Source organism: Massilibacteroides vaginae (assembly GCF_900178525.1).
Classification (GTDB): Bacteria; Bacteroidota; Bacteroidia; order Bacteroidales; family Tannerellaceae; genus Massilibacteroides; species Massilibacteroides vaginae.
Map to the genome: position 1 here is coordinate 18,894 of NZ_FXDJ01000003.1, position 18,808 is coordinate 37,701.

15 protein-coding genes are annotated in these 18,808 nt (G+C 41.5%); 5 read left to right on the forward strand and 10 right to left on the reverse strand.

Annotated features, from left to right (window positions below):
• Positions 1-9: 9 nt before the first annotated feature.
• From B9Y81_RS00070 to B9Y81_RS15235, 8 genes are all read right to left on the reverse strand, one after another.
• Positions 10-996 carry a D-alanine--D-alanine ligase gene (locus tag B9Y81_RS00070; protein WP_085534970.1) on the reverse strand — a complete coding sequence of 329 codons (987 nt, stop codon included), beginning with the start codon at positions 994-996 and terminating at the stop codon, positions 10-12.
• Between the two features lies 1 nt (position 997).
• Entirely contained in the window at positions 998-2,071 is a 1,074-nt protein-coding gene (locus B9Y81_RS00075; RefSeq protein ID WP_085534971.1) for an RluA family pseudouridine synthase, read from the reverse strand.
• A gap of 1 nt (position 2,072) precedes the next feature.
• Positions 2,073-2,699 carry a PASTA domain-containing protein gene (locus B9Y81_RS00080; protein WP_085534972.1) on the reverse strand — a complete coding sequence of 209 codons (627 nt, stop codon included), beginning with the start codon at positions 2,697-2,699 and terminating at the stop codon, positions 2,073-2,075.
• Between the two features lie 872 nt (positions 2,700-3,571).
• Positions 3,572-3,724 (reverse strand): 50S ribosomal protein L34, encoded by a 153-nt coding sequence (gene rpmH, locus B9Y81_RS00085; protein ID WP_075555701.1) that lies wholly within the window; start codon positions 3,722-3,724, stop codon positions 3,572-3,574.
• Between the two features lie 138 nt (positions 3,725-3,862).
• Positions 3,863-4,813 (reverse strand): tetratricopeptide repeat protein, encoded by a 951-nt coding sequence (locus tag B9Y81_RS00090; protein ID WP_085534973.1) that lies wholly within the window; start codon positions 4,811-4,813, stop codon positions 3,863-3,865.
• A 58-nt stretch (positions 4,814-4,871) separates the two neighbouring features.
• A complete protein-coding gene (tamL, locus tag B9Y81_RS00095; protein WP_394335425.1) occupies positions 4,872-7,175 on the reverse strand; it encodes a translocation and assembly module lipoprotein TamL in 2,304 nt (767 codons plus the stop codon).
• 8 nt (positions 7,176-7,183) lie between these two features.
• Positions 7,184-11,779, reverse strand: a complete 4,596-nt coding sequence (locus B9Y81_RS00100) for a translocation/assembly module TamB domain-containing protein (RefSeq protein ID WP_085534987.1) — start codon at positions 11,777-11,779, stop codon at positions 7,184-7,186.
• A 479-nt stretch (positions 11,780-12,258) separates the two neighbouring features.
• Complete coding sequence (locus tag B9Y81_RS15235; protein WP_176221421.1) at positions 12,259-12,399, reverse strand: hypothetical protein; 141 nt, start codon at positions 12,397-12,399, stop codon at positions 12,259-12,261.
• A 180-nt stretch (positions 12,400-12,579) separates the two neighbouring features.
• Between B9Y81_RS15235 and B9Y81_RS00105 the strand changes: the two genes are divergently transcribed.
• Positions 12,580-13,905 carry a sigma-54-dependent transcriptional regulator gene (locus tag B9Y81_RS00105; RefSeq protein ID WP_085534975.1) on the forward strand — a complete coding sequence of 442 codons (1,326 nt, stop codon included), beginning with the start codon at positions 12,580-12,582 and terminating at the stop codon, positions 13,903-13,905.
• Here B9Y81_RS00105 and B9Y81_RS00110 read toward each other — a convergent pair.
• Positions 13,902-16,271, reverse strand: coding sequence for an ATP-binding protein (locus B9Y81_RS00110; RefSeq protein WP_085534976.1), 2,370 nt, complete (start codon positions 16,269-16,271; stop codon positions 13,902-13,904). The two genes, B9Y81_RS00105 and B9Y81_RS00110, sit on opposite strands and share 4 nt — an antisense overlap.
• 267 nt (positions 16,272-16,538) lie before the next feature.
• On the opposite strand from B9Y81_RS00110, the gene B9Y81_RS00115 reads away from it, so the two are divergent.
• A complete protein-coding gene (locus tag B9Y81_RS00115) occupies positions 16,539-16,847 on the forward strand; it encodes a hypothetical protein (RefSeq protein ID WP_085534977.1) in 309 nt (102 codons plus the stop codon).
• 143 nt (positions 16,848-16,990) lie between these two features.
• Here B9Y81_RS00115 and B9Y81_RS00120 read toward each other — a convergent pair whose 3' ends face one another.
• Complete coding sequence (locus B9Y81_RS00120; RefSeq protein WP_085534988.1) at positions 16,991-17,353, reverse strand: MmcQ/YjbR family DNA-binding protein; 363 nt, start codon at positions 17,351-17,353, stop codon at positions 16,991-16,993.
• A gap of 154 nt (positions 17,354-17,507) precedes the next feature.
• Here B9Y81_RS00120 and B9Y81_RS00125 point away from each other — a divergent pair, with 154 nt between their 5' ends.
• From B9Y81_RS00125 to B9Y81_RS00135, 3 genes are read left to right on the forward strand one after another with little or no spacing between them, the layout of a single operon-like run.
• Positions 17,508-17,867 (forward strand): hypothetical protein, encoded by a 360-nt coding sequence (locus B9Y81_RS00125; RefSeq protein ID WP_139822866.1) that lies wholly within the window; start codon positions 17,508-17,510, stop codon positions 17,865-17,867.
• Positions 17,868-17,877: 10 nt separating this feature from the next.
• Positions 17,878-18,159, forward strand: a complete 282-nt coding sequence (locus B9Y81_RS00130) for a LysO family transporter (protein WP_085534979.1) — start codon at positions 17,878-17,880, stop codon at positions 18,157-18,159.
• Positions 18,156-18,782, forward strand: a complete 627-nt coding sequence (locus B9Y81_RS00135; RefSeq protein ID WP_085534980.1) for a LysO family transporter — start codon at positions 18,156-18,158, stop codon at positions 18,780-18,782. The genes B9Y81_RS00130 and B9Y81_RS00135 overlap by 4 nt, the downstream gene beginning before the upstream one ends.
• Positions 18,783-18,808 lie beyond the last annotated feature (26 nt).

The following is an 18,808-nucleotide window of genomic DNA, read 5'->3' on the forward strand; positions in this document are numbered from 1 at the left end:
TATTATTTTTTACTTTCTTCTAAGCAATGCGTCTTCAATAATTTCCGTCATCACCGACTTTATATCCAAACCTGCCGCATGAATTTGTTGCGGTATGAAACTGGTGGTCGTCATTCCGGGGGTTGTGTTCACCTCCAGCATTACAGGCTCACCGGTTGCCTGAATTATATAATCTATCCGTATTATACCTGTCGCTCCCAACAAATCATAAATTCTCGACGTTTCTTCCTGAATCTTTGCTGTCATTTCGGAAGAAATCCGCGCAGGGGTTATTTCATCCACCTGACCATTATATTTCGCGTCAAAGTCAAAAAACTCATTATCGGTCACCACCTCTGTTAAAGGTAACAACACAGCCTTTTCCTTTGTTTTATAACAGCCGCTTGTTACTTCCGTGCCGGCTATGAATTGCTCCAAAATAACTTCTTCGCCTTCGGCAAAAGCATGTGCGATCGCCTCCTGCAATTGCCCGGCAGATTTCACTTTTGTTGTTCCGAAGCTACTTCCTCCTACATTCGGCTTTACGAATAAAGGTAAACCCAAACGGCTCACCACCTCGTCGGTATCAGCGCTTTCGCCACCAAACAAACGAATGGAATCCGCAACCTTCACACCAAAACCTTTCAGGTAGTTATTGCAAACAAATTTATTGAATGTAATAGCACTCACTAAAGCATTGCACGATGAATACGGCATACCGATCATATCAAAATAGCCTTGCAAACGGCCATCCTCGCCAGGAGTTCCATGAATGGTAATATACGCAAAATCAAACTTTTTACCTACACCTTTTTCCTGAAAACTGAAATTATTTTTGTCGATTACCGTGTTTGTTCCATCGGGTAGCTCAACAATCCATTCATTTTTCTTCAGGATTGCAATATACAAGTTATATCTTTCTTTATCAATAAAAGTCGAAAGTCCTGCCGCGCTCTTTAATGAGATAACAATCTCAGAGGAGTCTCCTCCGGCAATAATAGCAACATTCTTCTTCATTTTATAATTCTTTAGTATTTGCATAGGTTCTCCAACGCTGAATCAGTCCTTCCATATCTTCAGGAATTACAGAATCGAAACTCATTGTTTCTCCCGTAGCAGGATGCCTGAAACCTAATGTTTTGGCGTGTAACGCCTGCCTCGGACATTGCTCAAAGCAATTCTGAACAAACTGTTTATACTTTGTAAATGTAGTTCCTTTCAAAATATCACTTCCTCCGTAACGTTCATCATTAAACAGAGTATGTCCTATATATTTCATGTGTACGCGTATCTGATGCGTGCGCCCGGTTTCCAGGCGGCATTCTACCAGTGTAACGTAACCTAAACGCTCGAGCACCCGGTAATGGGTAACCGCACTTTTCCCCTGGTCTCCTTCAGGAAAAACCATCATCTGCATCCTGTCTCTCGGGTTACGGGCAATATTCCCTTCTATCGTACCTTCATCATCACGAATAATACCCCAAACCAAAGCATTGTAAGTACGGGTTGTTGTTTTATGAAAAAATTGCAGGCTCAGATCGGCTTTTGCTTCCGGTTTTTTTGCCACAACCAACAATCCCGAGGTATCTTTATCAATACGATGCACCAATCCAAGTCGGGGGTCGGACGGATCATAGGTAGGGTCATCACGCAAATACCAGGCAAGGGCATTCACCAAAGTGCCTGTATAGTTTCCGTGTCCGGGATGAACAACAAGACCGGCCGGCTTATTTACCACAAGCAGGTCTGCGTCTTCATATACAATATTTAAAGGAATATCTTCAGGAATAATTTCAAGCTCACGGCGAGGGCGCGCCATCACCAAGGATACAACATCCAGTGGTTTCACACGGTAGTTGCTTTTTACCGGCAGGCCGTTTACTAAAATACAACCGGCCTCAGCGGCCAACTGAATGCGGTTACGGGTGGCTCCCATCATTCGATCCACCAAAAACTTATCTACACGCAACAGCGATTGTCCCTTATCAGCGACAAAGCGAAAATGCTCGTACATGGAAGTTTCCGAATGGGTATCAGATTCAAACGTTGAGTCGTCGTCCAACTCATCTATATCATCAATGAGGTCGTCCATATCAAAACCAGTTTTCGTCTTCACTATCTAAAGTGCGCACAGGCTGTTCCAATCCTAACGAATCTTCGGGCAACACCTCATCCTCTCCATTGCTCACTTTCAGAATCAAAGGGGATATCAACGGCACTTTCTCTCCGCTTCTCAACACGCGACCGCGCAGTTCAACAGCAATCACAAGATCTTTGAAATCACCCGGCACATATTCAATTTCAACGGACTCAAAACCACGTGCTCTCAACAAAGCGTAAGCCTGCCGAAAGGACATATCTTCCACATCCGGAATCGTTTCCATTTGTGAACTCAGCGCGTTGAGCGTAATAAATACAATACGCCCTTCTTTAACTTTCGCTCCGGCAATTGGTTTTAATTCCACAATTGTTCCGGGAGCAACGTCTTTAGAAAAAACCGAATCTATAATATTGTAGCGTAAACCATTATTTTCAAAGAAAGACGCAGCATCTTCCATGGTCAACCCCTTTACATCCGGCACCACCACCACCTCATTGTGGCGGGTATATTTATCCAACCAGTTTAATGTGCCGAAAATTACCAGAACCAAAACTGCAAACATCAAAAGAATATTAATAAAAAAAGGATTCTTTATCAGTTTTACAAGAAAGTTTTTCATTCCTTACTTCTTTATAATAAGCATCACAAAAGTAGAAAAAAAACATTACATAGCGGCAAATACTTCGGTTAAAGACGTTTTATAAGTTCTATTAAGATATAAAAGGGAAAAAGCCAACGATTATTAAACGGATAGTCTGTTCTTTTTTGTTGTTGCTTCGGCTGGTATTCCCTGTCATCTCGACCGAAGTGGAGAGATCTCTGCATAAGGCTTCGTTAAATAATAGTCTGATGGTATGAGATGCTTCGACAGGCTCAGCATGACAGCGGGGAAGGAACCGTTCCTCCCTTTCAACCCGACCGTTCCTCTTTGTCATTCCGACCGAAGTGGAGGAATCTCTGCATATAGCTTCGTTCAATAATTGTCAGACAGTATGAGATGTTTCGACAGGCTCAACATGACAGTGGGTTGGTATGAGATGTTTCGACAGGCTCAACATGACAGTGGGTTGGTATGAGATGTTTCGACAGGCTCAACATGACAGCGGGGGTGGCATGAGACCCTTCGACAAGCTCAGGGTGACAAGGGAGAGACAGGATTTTTAAGGGGTTTCAACCCTGCGTTTCCACGTCATTTTTTCGCTTTCTTACAACACTGATTATCAATAGATTATACCTACCCAAAAACATAAAGGTTATTTTTGGAAAAATAAAGGATATATTTTAAAAAATAACCTTTATATTTTTTTTCATATAGTATTGCAAAAAATCACTGCTTTTTAATGCGACATTTTTGTGTATGTTGATCCGAAGTTGAAATAGATACAAAAACACGATCAACCGAAAAAAGCGGAGGTCACAAGTTTATGGGCAATAAAAAAGGTATCCTTTTGGGGGATACCTTTTTTATTCATTAATCAAATGATATTCGGATTAACCGTTGTATTCGTCAGATACACTAAGTTTAGCTCTTCCTTTCGCACGACGAGATGCTAATACTCTGCGTCCGTTTGCTGTAGCCATTCTTGAACGAAAGCCATGCTTGTTCTTTCTTTTCCTGTTAGAAGGTTGGAATGTTCTTTTCATCTTATTCTATATTTATTATTATCCTCTTTTTACAGTGTTTCGGGCGGCAAAGTTATATTCTTTTTTTCGGATAAACAAATGGTTACATCTTTTTTAAACCTTTTATCTTCACAAAATTCACCCTGTTCTCTTTCGTATTTAAAATATGCCTCCTTTATACATATTACTAAAATCCGCTTGTCCGGTCTGTTCCATATCTTCTTCCTGAAGTTCCTTCGCTTTCTTCAAATCTTCTTCAGAACCGGTTTCATTGCCCATTTCTTTTTTCAATTTACTCCGCTCTGAATAGGCTTTTGACAAAGAGGGAGACAGTTCAATTAATTCGTCCAACACGATCAGGGCTTCGTCTAACCGTTTAGAGACGATCAGTAAATCAGCCAATCTTAGGGAAGCTTCTTCATTAAAGGGGTTTAATTCGAGCACCTTATTAAAGTCTTCTTCGGCTGTTGTTTCATTTTTCAGGAAAGCGTGTATGGCTCCTTTCAGCAAGTACGCGTTTTCTTCCTCTCCTTCCCGTGCAATCACTTCTTCCACATCTTTCAGGGCAGACACGCCGTCTTCTTTCTTCAGATAAACCTCTGCACGCAGCAGGCAAGCATCCGAAAAGTCCGGTTTCAACGCGATACTTTTCGAAAGATTATCTAAGGCAGCATCCAGCTCTCCTCTGTTTTTGCAGGCTCTTCCTTTTAAATAATAAGCAAGTGGGTTGGATGGTTCATAGCTGATAATCCGATCGCATTCTTCCATAACTGCTTCTTCTCTGTTTAACAGAAACAGCACACTGACGCGTGTAAAGAGGGTGTTTATTTGTTCCGGTTCTATTTCTACCATACTGTCCAGCACTTCGAGGGCTTTCTCGTGTTCATGCGTCATGGTGTAGGCACCAACCAGGTAGCTCATTGTCTCCAGGTCGTTATCGATAGCTAACGCTTCGGTAAAGCATTTTATAGCGTAGGCTAACTTGCCGATCTTCTGTGCCCTTACTCCATCATACTTCAGAATATCAAATTTTTTACGGTCGCTTTTACTAATGCCATCCGTAGCTTCTTCTACAGACGAGGAAAATAAGGAGGTAAAGAAATTTGCCATTATTTATCAAGTTTATTCATTCAATATTAATCAATTCCACGCAAATGTATGGATTTTTTCAGAACGGATAACCGATCGCCAAGTGAAAACCAAGTCCGTCTTTAAACTTAGGGATATTATAATACCCTTTCTTACCTGTATCATACGGTAAGTGAATACCCAGACCAACGTCAAAACGAACCACCAGGAAATCCATATCATAACGAACGCCGACTCCTGTACCCAAGGCCAGGTCTTTCAGAAAACTCGCATCCGATATATAGCCTCCCGGACGATTGGGGTCATTCCTCAGCAGCCATATATTTCCCGCATCAACAAACATGGCACCATGCAGATCATCCATGATACGAAAACGGTATTCCAGATTCGCTTCAAATTTTAAGTCGCCCGTTTGGTCAATATAGGCATAGCGGTTTTCTTTGTCCGGCGCAAACCGCCCCGGACCGATACTACGGATTGTGAAGGCCCGCAAACTGTTTGAGCCGCCCACATAGAATTGTTCGCTATAGGGGGATACACGGGCATTGCCATAGCTATATATAATTCCGGCCATTACACGTCCAACCAAAGATTGGTTACGGTCTATACGCCAGCTATACCTCAGTTCATTGGTGAATTTTATAAATTGGGCGTAAGGACTACCCAGCATTTTCTTTTCCCGCTCATTGAAGTTTCGCCCATTCAACGCGTAAATTCCGGAGATAAGATTTCCGGCTTCTGTTATCGATGTTTCCCACCAGATACGATCTCCGCTTCTCTTTTTCATAGGACTATCATACACATACGAATAATAGATCGCCGGGATAAACTGATCCTGAAGACTTTGTCGAAGCGCGGGGTTCTTTTGGGTTAGTTCGTTAAACGCATCGGTCGGGTCTCTCAATTTATTATACGACAAACGAAACGGACTCAGCACGTGTTGGCTATTCCGGCTTGGTCGATATTCATACACCAGACTTCCTCCCAGAGATAACATTTTGAAAAAACCGGCCCGGTTCAATTGATTACCACTCAAGCGGAATGTTGTCGTTGAATAGTTATCCAATCCTTTATGCAATAATCCCGGAAAAACAACACGCGGAAATGTCAATGACAAACTGGCTCCATATTCATAACTGTTTATGGATCCTCCTCCATTATCAATACGTCGGCCCGTTTGCCATTCGTAAGAGCCGTTTACACTTCCGGTCAGCGACTCACCTCCACCAAACAGGTTGCGTTTAGTCAGACTAAAAACCGTACCCGGCCCCATCTGATTGTTGCTTTTATTTTTAAAATTGAATTCCAATTCGCCGTCTAAAGGATAGTCATACACGGTATTGATCCGAAGATCTAACGTATCACAACGGCGGGAAGTGTCACGAGGAGTATATTGCATTTCCGTGTAGCGGAATATTCCTAACTTGGCAAATGCCTCTTGGGTGCGTTCTTGCCTACGTTCGGAATAATAGCTGCCCGGATTAAACTTCAGCATGCGATAAAGAACAGTAGGACGCACCCGGAGCTTACCTTCATAATAGATCTTCAGATCTTTGTAAAGTAATGAATCTGTAGGTTTCTCATTGTCGTATCCCATAAGAGCAACCGAAACCTGCCCGATCTTCCAGGGTTTAAGCGCATTACGAGGCATTGATTGATTACGCATTACACGTAACGCCACCTTTCCGGATGTGATTGTTGTATCTGCCTGATAAACGATATGTTCCGGGCGGAAGTAATAGTAACCCTCATTACGGAGCAGCGTGGAAACCCGTTGCCTTTCGGCCTCCATGCTCATCACATTAAAATTATCGCCCGGTTGAATAATTTGCCTGTGCTGATACATTTGCATGATCGTATCCGCGCGATGCCTGAAACGAATATGGCGAATACTATCATAGGTATAGGCTTGATTCAACACGATATGATAGTTTATTCCCGCTTTTAAAGAATCCTTCTTGTCCGGTACTATCTCATACGAAGCTGTACCGTTAAAGAATCCGTGTTCATTCAACAGGTTCTTCGCAACACGTGTTCGCACCTCCGGATTAACCGTCCCGATAAGAACAGGTTTAGCTCCCAGCGTTTCTAAAATCCATTTATTAACAGCTCCCTTTTTATTTACAAAGGCATTGTACACCCAAAGTCCGAAGGGGAATGGAGTACGCATGCTCGAACTACCTAAAAAAGCATTATTCGGCGCATAAGCCAAAGCAGCCTCAATTTCTTCTTTTGCGGCATCGCTCGCTTTGGTATTTTCTGTATCTTCTACAGTAAGACTCTTTATTCCGGTATATAAAACTTCCCCTTCCTGTAAACTTCGGGTCGTATAGCAGGAAACGAAAGAGATGGCTATAAAGTACAGAATTATTAATCTAATCATTGATTTCATCATTGTTCTTCCTCCTCTACTACCGGTTCAACTTTCTTCTTTCTGAAATCAAACAATTCCGACAAACGCGTCATCCGGCGTTTCAACACAATACCGGCACCGGTTTCAATGATTTCTCCTTCCAGCAAGCTTTCGTAATTTTTATTATGAAAGAGCTTAACGTAACGGCTTCCTCCTTCATCCAATCGATACTCTATAGAAACATTATCAATAAAATTGTCTGATTGCGAATCTTCTACATTTGCTCCGGAAGAAAGGCGACCACCGATCACAATACGTATGCGGTCATTGTAGAATCGTTTGGCAAAACGGAATGAATAGTCCGTCCGGTTTCCTTCTGCCGAGTCGTAATTATCCATACCAAAAGAGATATCTACCGTTTTAAGCGCGCTTCCTGCAATGCTATTAATTTCATTCTGTAAAAAGCTATTCAAGGCTGATCCCATATTCATCCCCGACCCTACACTATTTCCATCCACATACATTCCGGTTACTAATAATCCTACGGCTAATTTCCGGCGTTCTTCCGCACCTTTCGCTGTCAATTCGCTTTGCATACCCATATCTTCGGGCGCATCCAGTGTAAAGTCGAGCGCCATGTTCTCCAATGTTTGTTGTATTTTTATACCTACATCAAAGTTGATCATACGTGAAGACTGTCCTTCGGGCGCAACAGAGGTGCGTACACGTTCGGTCGCTGTCATGTTCAGTCGTGGATTCATCATATCTCCACTCCATTCCACATAACTACCTTCTTTAATTGTAAAGTTCTTGGCCGACACAATCGGTAATTCATAACGTACCGTACCTCCGGTCAGGGTATATCGCCCGTTAAACAACATATCACCTAATGGTGTGTATTGGAACACCAAGTCTCCTCCACCTTCCAGTTCCACATAGCTGGAACGATCGGGCGTAAGGTCCACTTTCATTTGTACGGCAGGATCCACTTTAATGCCCAGCTGCATATCCAATCCTCCGGACGCTAAACCGGCCATCGGTCTTCTTTTACTGAAAAGTGTATCTCCAAAAGACACAAAAGTAACCAAGCCATCCAGTCTATCCTGTACCGTGAGCGGCGATTCAACCATAACATAGCTTACATTCGTATTGCCCAGAACACGTAAGTTTCCGCGCATCTTCAAGGAGTTAATAGGTCCCTTTAAGGTTGAATTCATGTTCACGAATAGTTTTCCATAAACAAGACTTTCTTTATTGCGCTTCACATCCAACAGTTGAAGATTGTTCGCATTCATGGTCAGATCGGTCATCATTTCCGCCGGATTGTTCAGATCAATCGTTCCGTCTAAAACAAACGGATTTTCACCCGTAGCATATACTTTATATTTATTGAACGAAAGCAGATTGTTAATTATCTCCACCGGTTTGTTTTCAAAACGGTAAGTCGACGCTGCCGAAGACACATAAACAGAAGCACTATCCGTTTGAACGGCCCCATTCAGCGAAGGCGATTCGGTTGTTCCGCTTACCGAAACATTTCCGTTCAACACACCGGCCAATGTTGCCATCTTATTCGGAATAAACGGTGAGAACATCGCTAACGGAAGGTCAATAATATTCACCTGTCCTTCAATATAATCTTTTTTATCGTTGGTATACAGGGCGGTTATATTTACAATCTCTTCCCGGTCACGGTAAAAGTGCATGTCCATCTGCGAGTTATTCTGATCGATAGGAAGATATACTCCATTAAGCATTAATTCACCTACGCGCCCACCCTCATAAAGCAGATTATCAATATTCATATCTGCCACCAACATGTAGGAACTGTCTATCGGCGCATATTGGAAATCGGCATTCAGCAGTCCTTTTAAATTTGGCATGAATGAGAAGCCTTTAGAGATCAGTTCCAGATTAATCTGACTGAGCTCGGCATGCAACTCTTCCATCCCGCCGTCTTCTGGCAGGGAATGTACCCAGAATGAGGCATTATTATTTCCTGTAAGTTTTAAATTGGCATCTATATCTTTTGTGTTTTTAATATGAATATAGTTGTCTTCATTCAAAACAAAAGGATGGAAAAACAAGGTCGGTTTTTCGGGATAAAGACTAATGCGCATGCCTTCCTCCACTTTGTCCGCGCGAATACCTAATTCCAATCCGGTTTTGCCACGCTGGTCTTTGTAATAAAATTCAGCATCCGCATAACGAGAACGGATCTTACCATTTACACCTCCTACAAACGCTTCCTGGGTCAGGTACTTCTTTTTAATTACGTCTGCATTATAAAGTAACCCCAACGTATCTTGCCGCACAACCATTCTTACCGTATCGATCAGCATACTGTCACGGATAATGGTGTACACCCCTGCATCTAAACGAAATCCATCTTCAGGAGAGGTAGATGCTACCATATCCATTCCGGTGAAAGACATATTCAGAAAATATTGCAACATATTATATACCGGATTATCCCTCCGGGCGTGAACAGTCAGCAACATCTCCGGCAAATCCGGACGTAAAACCTCCACGTTAATTGTAGAATCCTGCTCTAATTGTTTCTGTATATTATTTTGTGCGGTTAGTAATTTGTTCTGCATGGTTATCAGGTCTGACGTACCGGTAAGCATAATTCCCAGATCGCCGGCATGGAAAGATACGCGTGTTGTATCCGGATTACTTCGGGCATGCAGGGTAAGTGTTTTGGGTTTAGCCTGCTGAGTTGCGGTTTTCATCTCCCAGTTTCCAAGGGTTACATCCAACAAATGATCCATTTTAAAATCCGACCGCACCTCTGTAAAAAGCTGGAAAGAGGTTGAAAAGGGGTTTTCTGTCAGATGAAAACCATACATATCTAAGTTCTCAACATCTGCGATCAGCATTCCTTCCAAATTATTTTTCTCAAAAATTCCGGATAAAGAAAGAGTCATTTCGGCCAACGGATAACGACTTTCCAGCACAGCATCAAACAAATGTTCTTTAAATGAGCCTCTCAACGTTACGTCTGATACCGACGTCATGCCGTAACGAATATCCGTAATTTCGCCTTCCAATTCAGCATGCGTTCGCTTCGAATAAATGTCCGTACCCTTCCCTTTGGCTTCCACAAAGGCAGTCAGCCAATACAAAGAATCCTGCGGCATAAAGTGAACCGGCTCAAGACTATCCACCTTCAAAATGGCTTCATAAGAATTGTTTTTCAGATCGTAGCCACCGGTAAATGCTACTTTCCCGGCTCCTTCAGTAAACACAAAATCGGTTTTATATGCCCGGTTTTTCAAACTAGCGTCTCCTGTCAGCGTCATTCCCGTGGGTAGATTCAACAATTGCTTTGTTTCATTATTCAGAAGTTCCAGCAGAAAATCTATCTCACCGGTAGCTGCCTGAAGTTTCAATTCTCCCGAACGATGTAGGCTATCCGTTACGTTTTTCATTTTTCCCGAAGCGGTCAAAACAAACGCACTATCCAGCGCCATCTTCGCCTGCTGAATCTTTAAGGAAGAAAGGTTGCCCTCTACACCAACTGTAAGCGTTAAATCGCGATTGGGGTAGGCCGCAACAAAAGGAGAAGTTGCCGGAATACCGGAAAAGATCAACACATCCTGTTTGCCGATAAATGCAGAAAATAATCCCCGCAACGTACCACTTGCCTGTTCATCCAATGTACTCCAAGGTACAGTGGCAAGCAAACGTGCTTCCGAATAGGGCGTTTTCAATACTATTTCAGGAATTACAATGGAACTCGAATCGGCCTGAACGGCTCCTGTTAACGATATAACCTCCAAACCGGAACGTTCTTTCAGTTGGAAACTACTTATTTTCGTATTGATTTCTTTATCCTTATACCGAATTGAATCAAAAGCAAAATTCACGTCGGTCAATACGATATGCGACGCGTCGAATCCTTCCTGCGGTAATCCCCCGTTCGTATCGTAGCTTAGCAATGAATTGTTCAGGCTAAAACGCTCTACAGCATACAATTCCTCTTTCAGATCAAACACGCCTCCCGTCAGGATCGCCTTCGAAAGGAAAGAGGAAACGCGGGAAGAATCAGCCGTAGTCGCGAAAGAAAAGGCAACATCATCGACCAACAGTTTCGTTAATCCGATCTGCCAGTTTACGGGCGTGCTTGTTGTATCTTCTTCCTGCTTTTCGGTCAATTCCAGCTGCAGGTCAGATTCAGCAAACTCAACCAAATCCAACACAGCGGTTTCCGTATTCAAATTGATATGCTCGGCTTTGACAAACAGACTACCAATTTCACCCTTCACGATCATTCCGTCAATCAGGTTATTGGTATTTAAGGAGGCATTCTTAAGGTGAATACCATTGATGGACACTTCCTTTTTCAATAACGGAAGTAGTTTTATGGAGACAGATAATTCCTGAATAGACAGCAGCTTATCTGATGAAACAGTGCGGATTCCCGCACCACGAACAGAAAGATCAAGCGGAAATGACAAGCGGATACGATCAATCGAAATCGACATACCCGTTGCTTCAGAAGCATATCCGGTTGCCTTTTTTACCGCAAAGTTTTGAATCGCCGGTACATAAAGGAGCAATGACACTAACAACACCAACACAATTGGTATCAAACAGATCATTCCAATTCTTTTCAACCAATTATTCATTCTCATCCACGATTCTATTCTTTATCTTAATTGATAATGGTAAAACTTCAAGTCCAGTTAGTGGCAAAAATAGAAAGAATTACCTTAATACACCCTGCTTTTACATGCTTTATAAATTTATGCGCCCAATAGGTGCTTTCTATTTATGCATGAATACGCTCAGAACAACAACAAAAGTTTAGGAAAAAAATCCGATTAATGTAAATAATTAACAATTCAAATTCGTCTTAAAACAGAGGGCGATTTTTACATTACTATATAAAGAAAAATATAACCTTTATTTTTTCGGAAATAACCTTTATTTTTCAAAAAATAACCTTTATGTTTTTCAGTATATACAACGCACTGATTATCAGCAACATAAAAAATCGGCTAAAAACAGAAAACCGGGCCCTGTTTTTAACTTTTTTAAACACGCGTTGTCGATCGGATATTCCATTTGATCTACAACAAGCACGCCCGCGAATTGGTTTTTATTTTTACCTGAAAATAAGAATCAGTCCCCAGATACAGGCAATAACGAGAATTATTCTCAGCACATAGAAAACAGTCATGATCAGTTTTGCCGTCTTCGGACTTACCGAATAGTTGGGTTCTTTATATTGTCTTTCCTTTTTCATTCCTTTTTTTGTTTTGATTGATATTTCCGTAGTTTCATACCTGTTCGTATTTCAACTGTTGTGAAAATTATAAAGGGTAAACAAATATATAGTTTTTTTGTGAAGAGAGGCACTCTTTCCTATTTCATAAATTCTTATCTTTCGGTCCTTTTATGCCAAATCATCGACTAAAAGAAGCAGATGAAACAGAATATCCTGATAGTAGAAGACGACACTTCGTTTGGTACATTGCTACAAAACTGGTTCAAAAAAAACGGCTTTGAGACCTCCTGGTGCTCCCGAATAGAACAAGCCAAAAGAGCGATAGAAAAACAATCTTTCGGACTAATCATTTCTGATCTCCGTTTACCCGACGGGGATGGAATTATGCTACTTACATGGATCAAAGAAATCAGACCAACTTCTCAAGTAATTATCATGACGAGCTACGGAGAAATACAAAGTGCCGTTTCGTCGATGAAATTAGGCGCGTTTGATTATCTCACCAAACCGATAAACCCACAGTTACTGAAACAAAAAGTGGAACAGGCTTTGGCTACTCCGGTAACCGCTGAAGTCAGGCATAAGAAAGAAACCAAGCTATCATCGGAAGGTGTGGTGTATGGAAAAAGCAAAGCCGCACAACTGATGTATGGGCACATTCTGAAAGTAGCGCCTACGCGTATATCCGTTTTAATTACCGGAGAGAGCGGCAGCGGAAAGGAATACGTAGCACGCATGATTCACGATAACAGCAAACGGAAAGACAATTTGTTTATCGCTGTTGATTGCGGCAGTTTGTCGCGGGAATTAGCGCCAAGCGAACTGTTCGGACACCTAAAAGGATCATTCACTTCAGCCGTTGCGGATAAAAAAGGGGTGTTTGAACAAGCGCAGGGAGGTACTGTTTTTCTCGATGAAATCGGAAATCTGCCTTATGATGTTCAGGTACAACTGTTGAGGGCCTTGCAAGAACTTAAAGTGCGTCCGGTTGGTTCTGCGATAGATATTGAAGTTGACGTACGAATCATCGCGGCAACAAATGAAGACCTGGAGCATGCTATCAGCGAAGGTAAATTCAGAGAAGACCTGTATCATAGGTTAAACGAATTATCCATCCAGATACCGCCGTTGAGAGACAGAGAAAGCGACATACTGCATTTCGCCACCCATTTTCTGAATAACGCGAATAAGGAGCTCGACAAAACGGTGAGTGGTTTTACGGAAGAGACAATTGCCGTTCTGAAAAAATATCATTGGCCGGGCAACCTCCGGGAATTACGGAACACAATCAGAAGAGCTGTTCTTTTTACCGAAGGTGATGAAATAACACTCAGTGATTTGCCTCCAACTCTTTCCACTACTTTTTCAGAAGAAGACCTGCCGCTACGACCGGAAAACGAACAGCAACAGATCGAGAAAGCGCTAATACGCGCGCAAGGCAACAAGACATTAGCCGCCAAGCTCTTAAAAATAGATAGAAAAACCTTGTATAACAAGATGCACTCCTATGGTATGGATATTTAATTGGGCTGGGTTAAATGTTCTTTTTTAATCACAGCAATTAACTTGCTTGCGTTTTCAATCAAGGATTCAACAACATATTCCCAATCCGGTAATTCCGCGAATGACTTTCCACGGTATTTCTCCATCTTCTCAAGCGCGGAAGAGGTAGGCAGATCGCCTATTTGTAAAAACATGGGCAACATTTTATGCGCAAGTGAAGCGATACGTTCAGTATCTTTAGCACCCAACGCTTCCCCGAGATGCCGGATATTCTCTTCGGTAGAGGTAACGAACGCAAGCAATACGGCATGTATCATTTCTTTATCGTACTCCAGCATTTCATTCAACGAATTCAGATCGACGGTTTGTTTTCCGCCAACTACGTGTTGTAAGGACGAAATACTCACCGGTTTTCTCAAATAAGCGGAAAAGCCCTGTTCCTTAGCCTTATTTTCAGCATAACCAGACGAAGCCGTCATAACTACTACCGGTATTATTGCAGAGCGCTTCCTTACTTTTTCCCGTATATCTTCTCCGGAGAATGTTCCCATTTGCATATCGGTCAATACCACATCGTACTGTTCAAGGGATAAAAGCTCATTCTCAAAAGCGGCTAAAGAATGGCAAGCCTTTGCCGTGTGTCCTAAACAGTGCAGCATGGTTTCCAACATAGACAGATAAGCACTATCGTCATCAATCAATAAGATCCTTTTTGTTGATTCGTCCGTTTTTTCAACAGGAATTGCTCTGACAGGGATAATGATTGTTACTTCAGTACCTTGCGACACTTCGGAAGTCAGCCGGATACTTCCGCCCAGCAAATCGACCAAACCTTTTACCACATACAGACCAAATCCACTTCCTGAAGCCATCGTTGTATGCTCTTTTATCCGCGAAAAAGGTTCAAACACCGTATTGATCTGTTCTTTGGGAATACCTACACCGGTATCCGAAATCTGACACCATAGTCGGCTTTTGTTGCAATCTATCACCAATTTCAGGCTTCCCGACTGCGTATATTTTACCGCGTTTGATAATACATTAATAATAATCTGTTTTAATCTTAGTTCGTCCGCTTGCAGGTACAAGTCTTTTGGAAATTCAAACTCCGTTAGAAACGTCAACCCCTTCTGCGTAACCAAAGGATAAAACAAATCACAAACCTCCCGGCAGAAATCTGTCAGGAAGAACTTTTGCTCTTCCTTTTTGAGATGCCCCTGTTCCAAGGCTGAAAAGTTCAGTAGGTTTTCAAGCAAAGTAAGAATATGCTTTCCCGCGTTTTCCATCGACCGGATCTCTGCCGGATCAAACTTCCCCCCTGCTTCCTTAAGTTCCAGATTACCCATAATAGAATTCAGGGGAGTTTTTACATCGTGCGACACAGACAACAATAATTGATGCCGGCTTTGCATGGTTTCTTCAGTACGTTTGTTAGCCTCTTCCAACAACTTGCGCATCGTATAAGCACGGTTCACATCCTTGAAAATAAGGATCAGGAACAACAGAATCAACGCCAGGGCAATTCCTCCGCTTATCATTGAATAACGACTATTTTCGCTAATAAGCGAATCGCTTCGCTGCACTTCCGACCACCTGTTATAAAGTATATTATCATAGAAATCAATCAACGAAGAGTAAATTTTCGTCGAAATTTCATGATCCGAATTGATCAGACGATTCACTTGTTGTTCAATATTCAACAAACGTGTTTTATATTCTGCTTCTACTTTTTCCACAATTCCGCTCACCTCACTTGCCAGATACAGGCTATCAGCTTGCAATCTTTTTAGCGTATCGGTTTTAATCACACGCTGCGTAACCAGTGTATCCTCGTCGGACGTAAACAAGCCGGAAAGCTTTCGCCAGAAACCTTTCTTCGGCACAGTCTGCACTAAGGTATCCTTCACCGTTGTCGACACAAGCACCTCCTGAACCGCGGGTGTGTATTGTTCAATAAGTTCATCCACCTTGTCGGAAGAAGCGGCGCTCGAAAACTGGTTATTTAACCGTAGAATGATCTGTCCTTTTTCTTTTAGCAGTCCCTTTATTTCAAGTAATATTTCATATTGTATGGAATCTCCGGCAGACATCCCCAGCGTATCGATCAAGCCCTCTACTTCCGATAAATTCTTCTGGAAAGCCTTGTAATGCTTTGTTTGACGAGTTGCCACATACCGATTAACTTCTATCTGCGCCTGATTCACCTTATCAATCATACGATTGGCCAATATCGACTCTTTGTGATAGTGGGAAACACGCTCTTTCTGCTCTTTGATATCCGCTTTTAAATAATATGTATAAGCAAGCATACCAACACAGATCAGACTTACCACTAAATAGATAAGTGTAGCATTAATGCGAATTTTATGTTCTAATATACCCGGCATAAGTAAAACAAAAATACAAGACTTATCGTAAGTCACTGTCTTTTTCTACGTTTTTCTCGTTTCCACAACCAAATCCATGGAAGATTTCCACACTTCCACACACTTTCCTCAGAAAGAAATATCGTGCCACAAAAATTATAATTATTGATTTACAAAACAATAAAGCCACACTTGCGTATCACTTGATTTTTTGGAACAAGTATTGGATATAATTAATCGAAAGTGAAACTTAATAATTATTTATTTATCAATTTAAATTTTTGAATCATGAAAACAATGGTATTAGCATTTGCTCTAACGTTATGTGCAGGAATAAGCACTTACGCTCAACAAGATGTAGCTGAAAAGTCAACAATCGAATACGTTGCTCAGCAAGAAGACGTTTATGTAAAAATTTCATTTGACGATTTGAACAGTAATGTTCAAAACGCAATCACAAAGCTTTCTGAAGAATTCACTGTAAAAGAACTGGCTTACAACGTTGAAAAGAAACTCACTAAAATAACATTAGTTTCTAAAGCCGATGAAAGTGAAAAAATAGTAATCTTAGATGATGAAGGGAAAGCAATTCAGTAAATAAACAATCAGCCGGAACAGTCTATTTACTTTATACACACACAAAACGAAAGCTTAGCTTTTCAACATATAGTTTGTTAGTCTATTTGTAGCAGAAAGTAAGCAAGGAGGGAAACAGCACAGTTTCCCTCCTGTTTTTTTGTTCACAAACTCAAATACTCCTCCCGTTTCTTTTTTGGGAGTTTCTGAACAACTTCATCTACGGAATGTTGAATTAAGTACTTTATTAATTTATTGGGGACATCGCTATCCAGTGTAACCAGATTCCAAAGTGGAGATTTAAAATCCGTAGCTGTTATCCCCGCATAGTTTTCACGCAATTCGATTGATTTCTCCGGATTACATTTCAAATTCACCCTGAAAATTCCGTCTTTAGGCTCCAATGCAATATAAGCGAACATTTTATCCATTATTTTAAACACCAACACATTTTGCCTCAAAAACGGCAAAGATTCCGTACAGCCTTTTATGGACAAACAATATTCACGTAGTTCTTCAATATTCATTTCTTCCCTTTTATATGCAATTGGATACAAGATAGAGATTTTTTATTCAAAAAATATTCTTAGCTATACGATATCCCATGCTTTAGCGCTATGTGTTTTTTATCTATATTTGAACAGCGATTTTTTTTGTTGTTTAATTTAACATCAACATGTCATGAAAAAATTAATGGTAATTATCTGTAGTTTATTTCTTTGTGTGGCGTTACAGGCACAAAACAAGGACATTGTGAATTTGTGGGAATTTTCTGCACCTGATGCTCCTTATGGTTATCAGGACGGTACGTTTCTAATCAAGGAACAGGATGGAAAGCTTAGTGGTGAGGTGAAAATCCAATATTCGACCGTAGCCATAAAAGAGATTAAAAAAGAAAAAGACCACTACGCTTGTAGTTTTTATATCGATGGGCAGGCGGTAGACGTTAAATTAAAAACGAAAGGTAAAAATCAACTGGAAGGGCAGGCACTTAGCGATGGCATGGACATTCCTTTCACCTGTAAACCTGCAAAAAAATAAATAAACGGGCATGTTTGTAATTATCGGAATTATGTTCGGCGGCATTGGAATTGGCTATCTACTTAGGAAGATAGCCTTTCTTCAACAACTGAACACAAGTATTTCTTTCACAATCTATCTCTTACTTTTCCTGCTGGGTATTTCTGTGGGCAACAATGAACTGATCATGAATAACCTAGGCACACTCGGCCTCGAAGCATTCCTGATTGCTTTTGCCGGAACATTGGGCAGCGTTATTGCAGCCTGGGTTGTTTACCGGTTCTTTTTCAAAAAAAAGGAGGCCGAATCATGAAGGGAAGCCTCATTATTGTCGGATTTTTTGTATTAGGAGTTTGTTTAGGTTGGGCTGATGTACTCCCTACCTCTCTTACAGAACAAAACTTTACAGTCTATGTGCTTTATCTCCTGATGCTGCAAGTAGGGATCAGCATTGGAAGCGACAAAAAACTAAAAGAAATACTCTTCAGCATTCGTCCTCACTTACTATTGGTTCCATTTGCCACAATAACCGGAACGCTGATCGCGTCTGCCCTGATCAGCTTATTGATTAGTCGGTGGAGTGTATTTGACTGTCTGGCTGTGGGTAGTGGTTTCGCCTACTATTCACTTTCGTCTATACTCATCACAGAATTAAAAGAAGCCACCCTTGGTGTACAAGTAGCTGCCGAATTGGGAACGATTGCCCTTATGGCCAATATCTTTCGTGAAATCATGGCATTGCTCGGAGCGCCACTGTTTGTAAAATACTTCGGTCGCTTAGCCCCCATCTGCGCCGGAGGAGCCACTACAATGGACACCACCTTACCCGTCATCACCCGATACTGTGGGAAAGACCTGGTTTTCGTATCTATTTTTCACGGCATTTTAGTAGACCTTACCGTTCCGTTTTTCGTCCCTTTTTTCTGTTCATTGTAAGATAATTTCGCACCTGCAAACAGGTA

Coding starts and splice junctions, on each gene's coding strand:
- B9Y81_RS00105 (WP_085534975.1), top strand. CDS start 12,580: ATGAAACAGAATATCCTGATAGTAGAAGACGACACTTCGTTTGGTACA.
- tamL (WP_394335425.1), bottom strand. CDS start 7,175: ATGATTAGATTAATAATTCTGTACTTTATAGCCATCTCTTTCGTTTCC.
- B9Y81_RS00125 (WP_139822866.1), top strand. CDS start 17,508: ATGAAAAAATTAATGGTAATTATCTGTAGTTTATTTCTTTGTGTGGCG.
- B9Y81_RS00115 (WP_085534977.1), top strand. CDS start 16,539: ATGAAAACAATGGTATTAGCATTTGCTCTAACGTTATGTGCAGGAATA.
- B9Y81_RS00070 (WP_085534970.1), bottom strand. CDS start 996: ATGAAGAAGAATGTTGCTATTATTGCCGGAGGAGACTCCTCTGAGATT.
- B9Y81_RS00110 (WP_085534976.1), bottom strand. CDS start 16,271: ATGCCGGGTATATTAGAACATAAAATTCGCATTAATGCTACACTTATC.
- B9Y81_RS00080 (WP_085534972.1), bottom strand. CDS start 2,699: ATGAAAAACTTTCTTGTAAAACTGATAAAGAATCCTTTTTTTATTAAT.
- B9Y81_RS00090 (WP_085534973.1), bottom strand. CDS start 4,813: ATGGCAAATTTCTTTACCTCCTTATTTTCCTCGTCTGTAGAAGAAGCT.
- B9Y81_RS00130 (WP_085534979.1), top strand. CDS start 17,878: ATGTTTGTAATTATCGGAATTATGTTCGGCGGCATTGGAATTGGCTAT.
- B9Y81_RS00135 (WP_085534980.1), top strand. CDS start 18,156: ATGAAGGGAAGCCTCATTATTGTCGGATTTTTTGTATTAGGAGTTTGT.
- B9Y81_RS00075 (WP_085534971.1), bottom strand. CDS start 2,071: ATGGACGACCTCATTGATGATATAGATGAGTTGGACGACGACTCAACG.
- B9Y81_RS15235 (WP_176221421.1), bottom strand. CDS start 12,399: ATGAAAAAGGAAAGACAATATAAAGAACCCAACTATTCGGTAAGTCCG.
- rpmH (WP_075555701.1), bottom strand. CDS start 3,724: ATGAAAAGAACATTCCAACCTTCTAACAGGAAAAGAAAGAACAAGCAT.
- B9Y81_RS00120 (WP_085534988.1), bottom strand. CDS start 17,353: ATGAATATTGAAGAACTACGTGAATATTGTTTGTCCATAAAAGGCTGT.
- B9Y81_RS00100 (WP_085534987.1), bottom strand. CDS start 11,779: ATGAATAATTGGTTGAAAAGAATTGGAATGATCTGTTTGATACCAATT.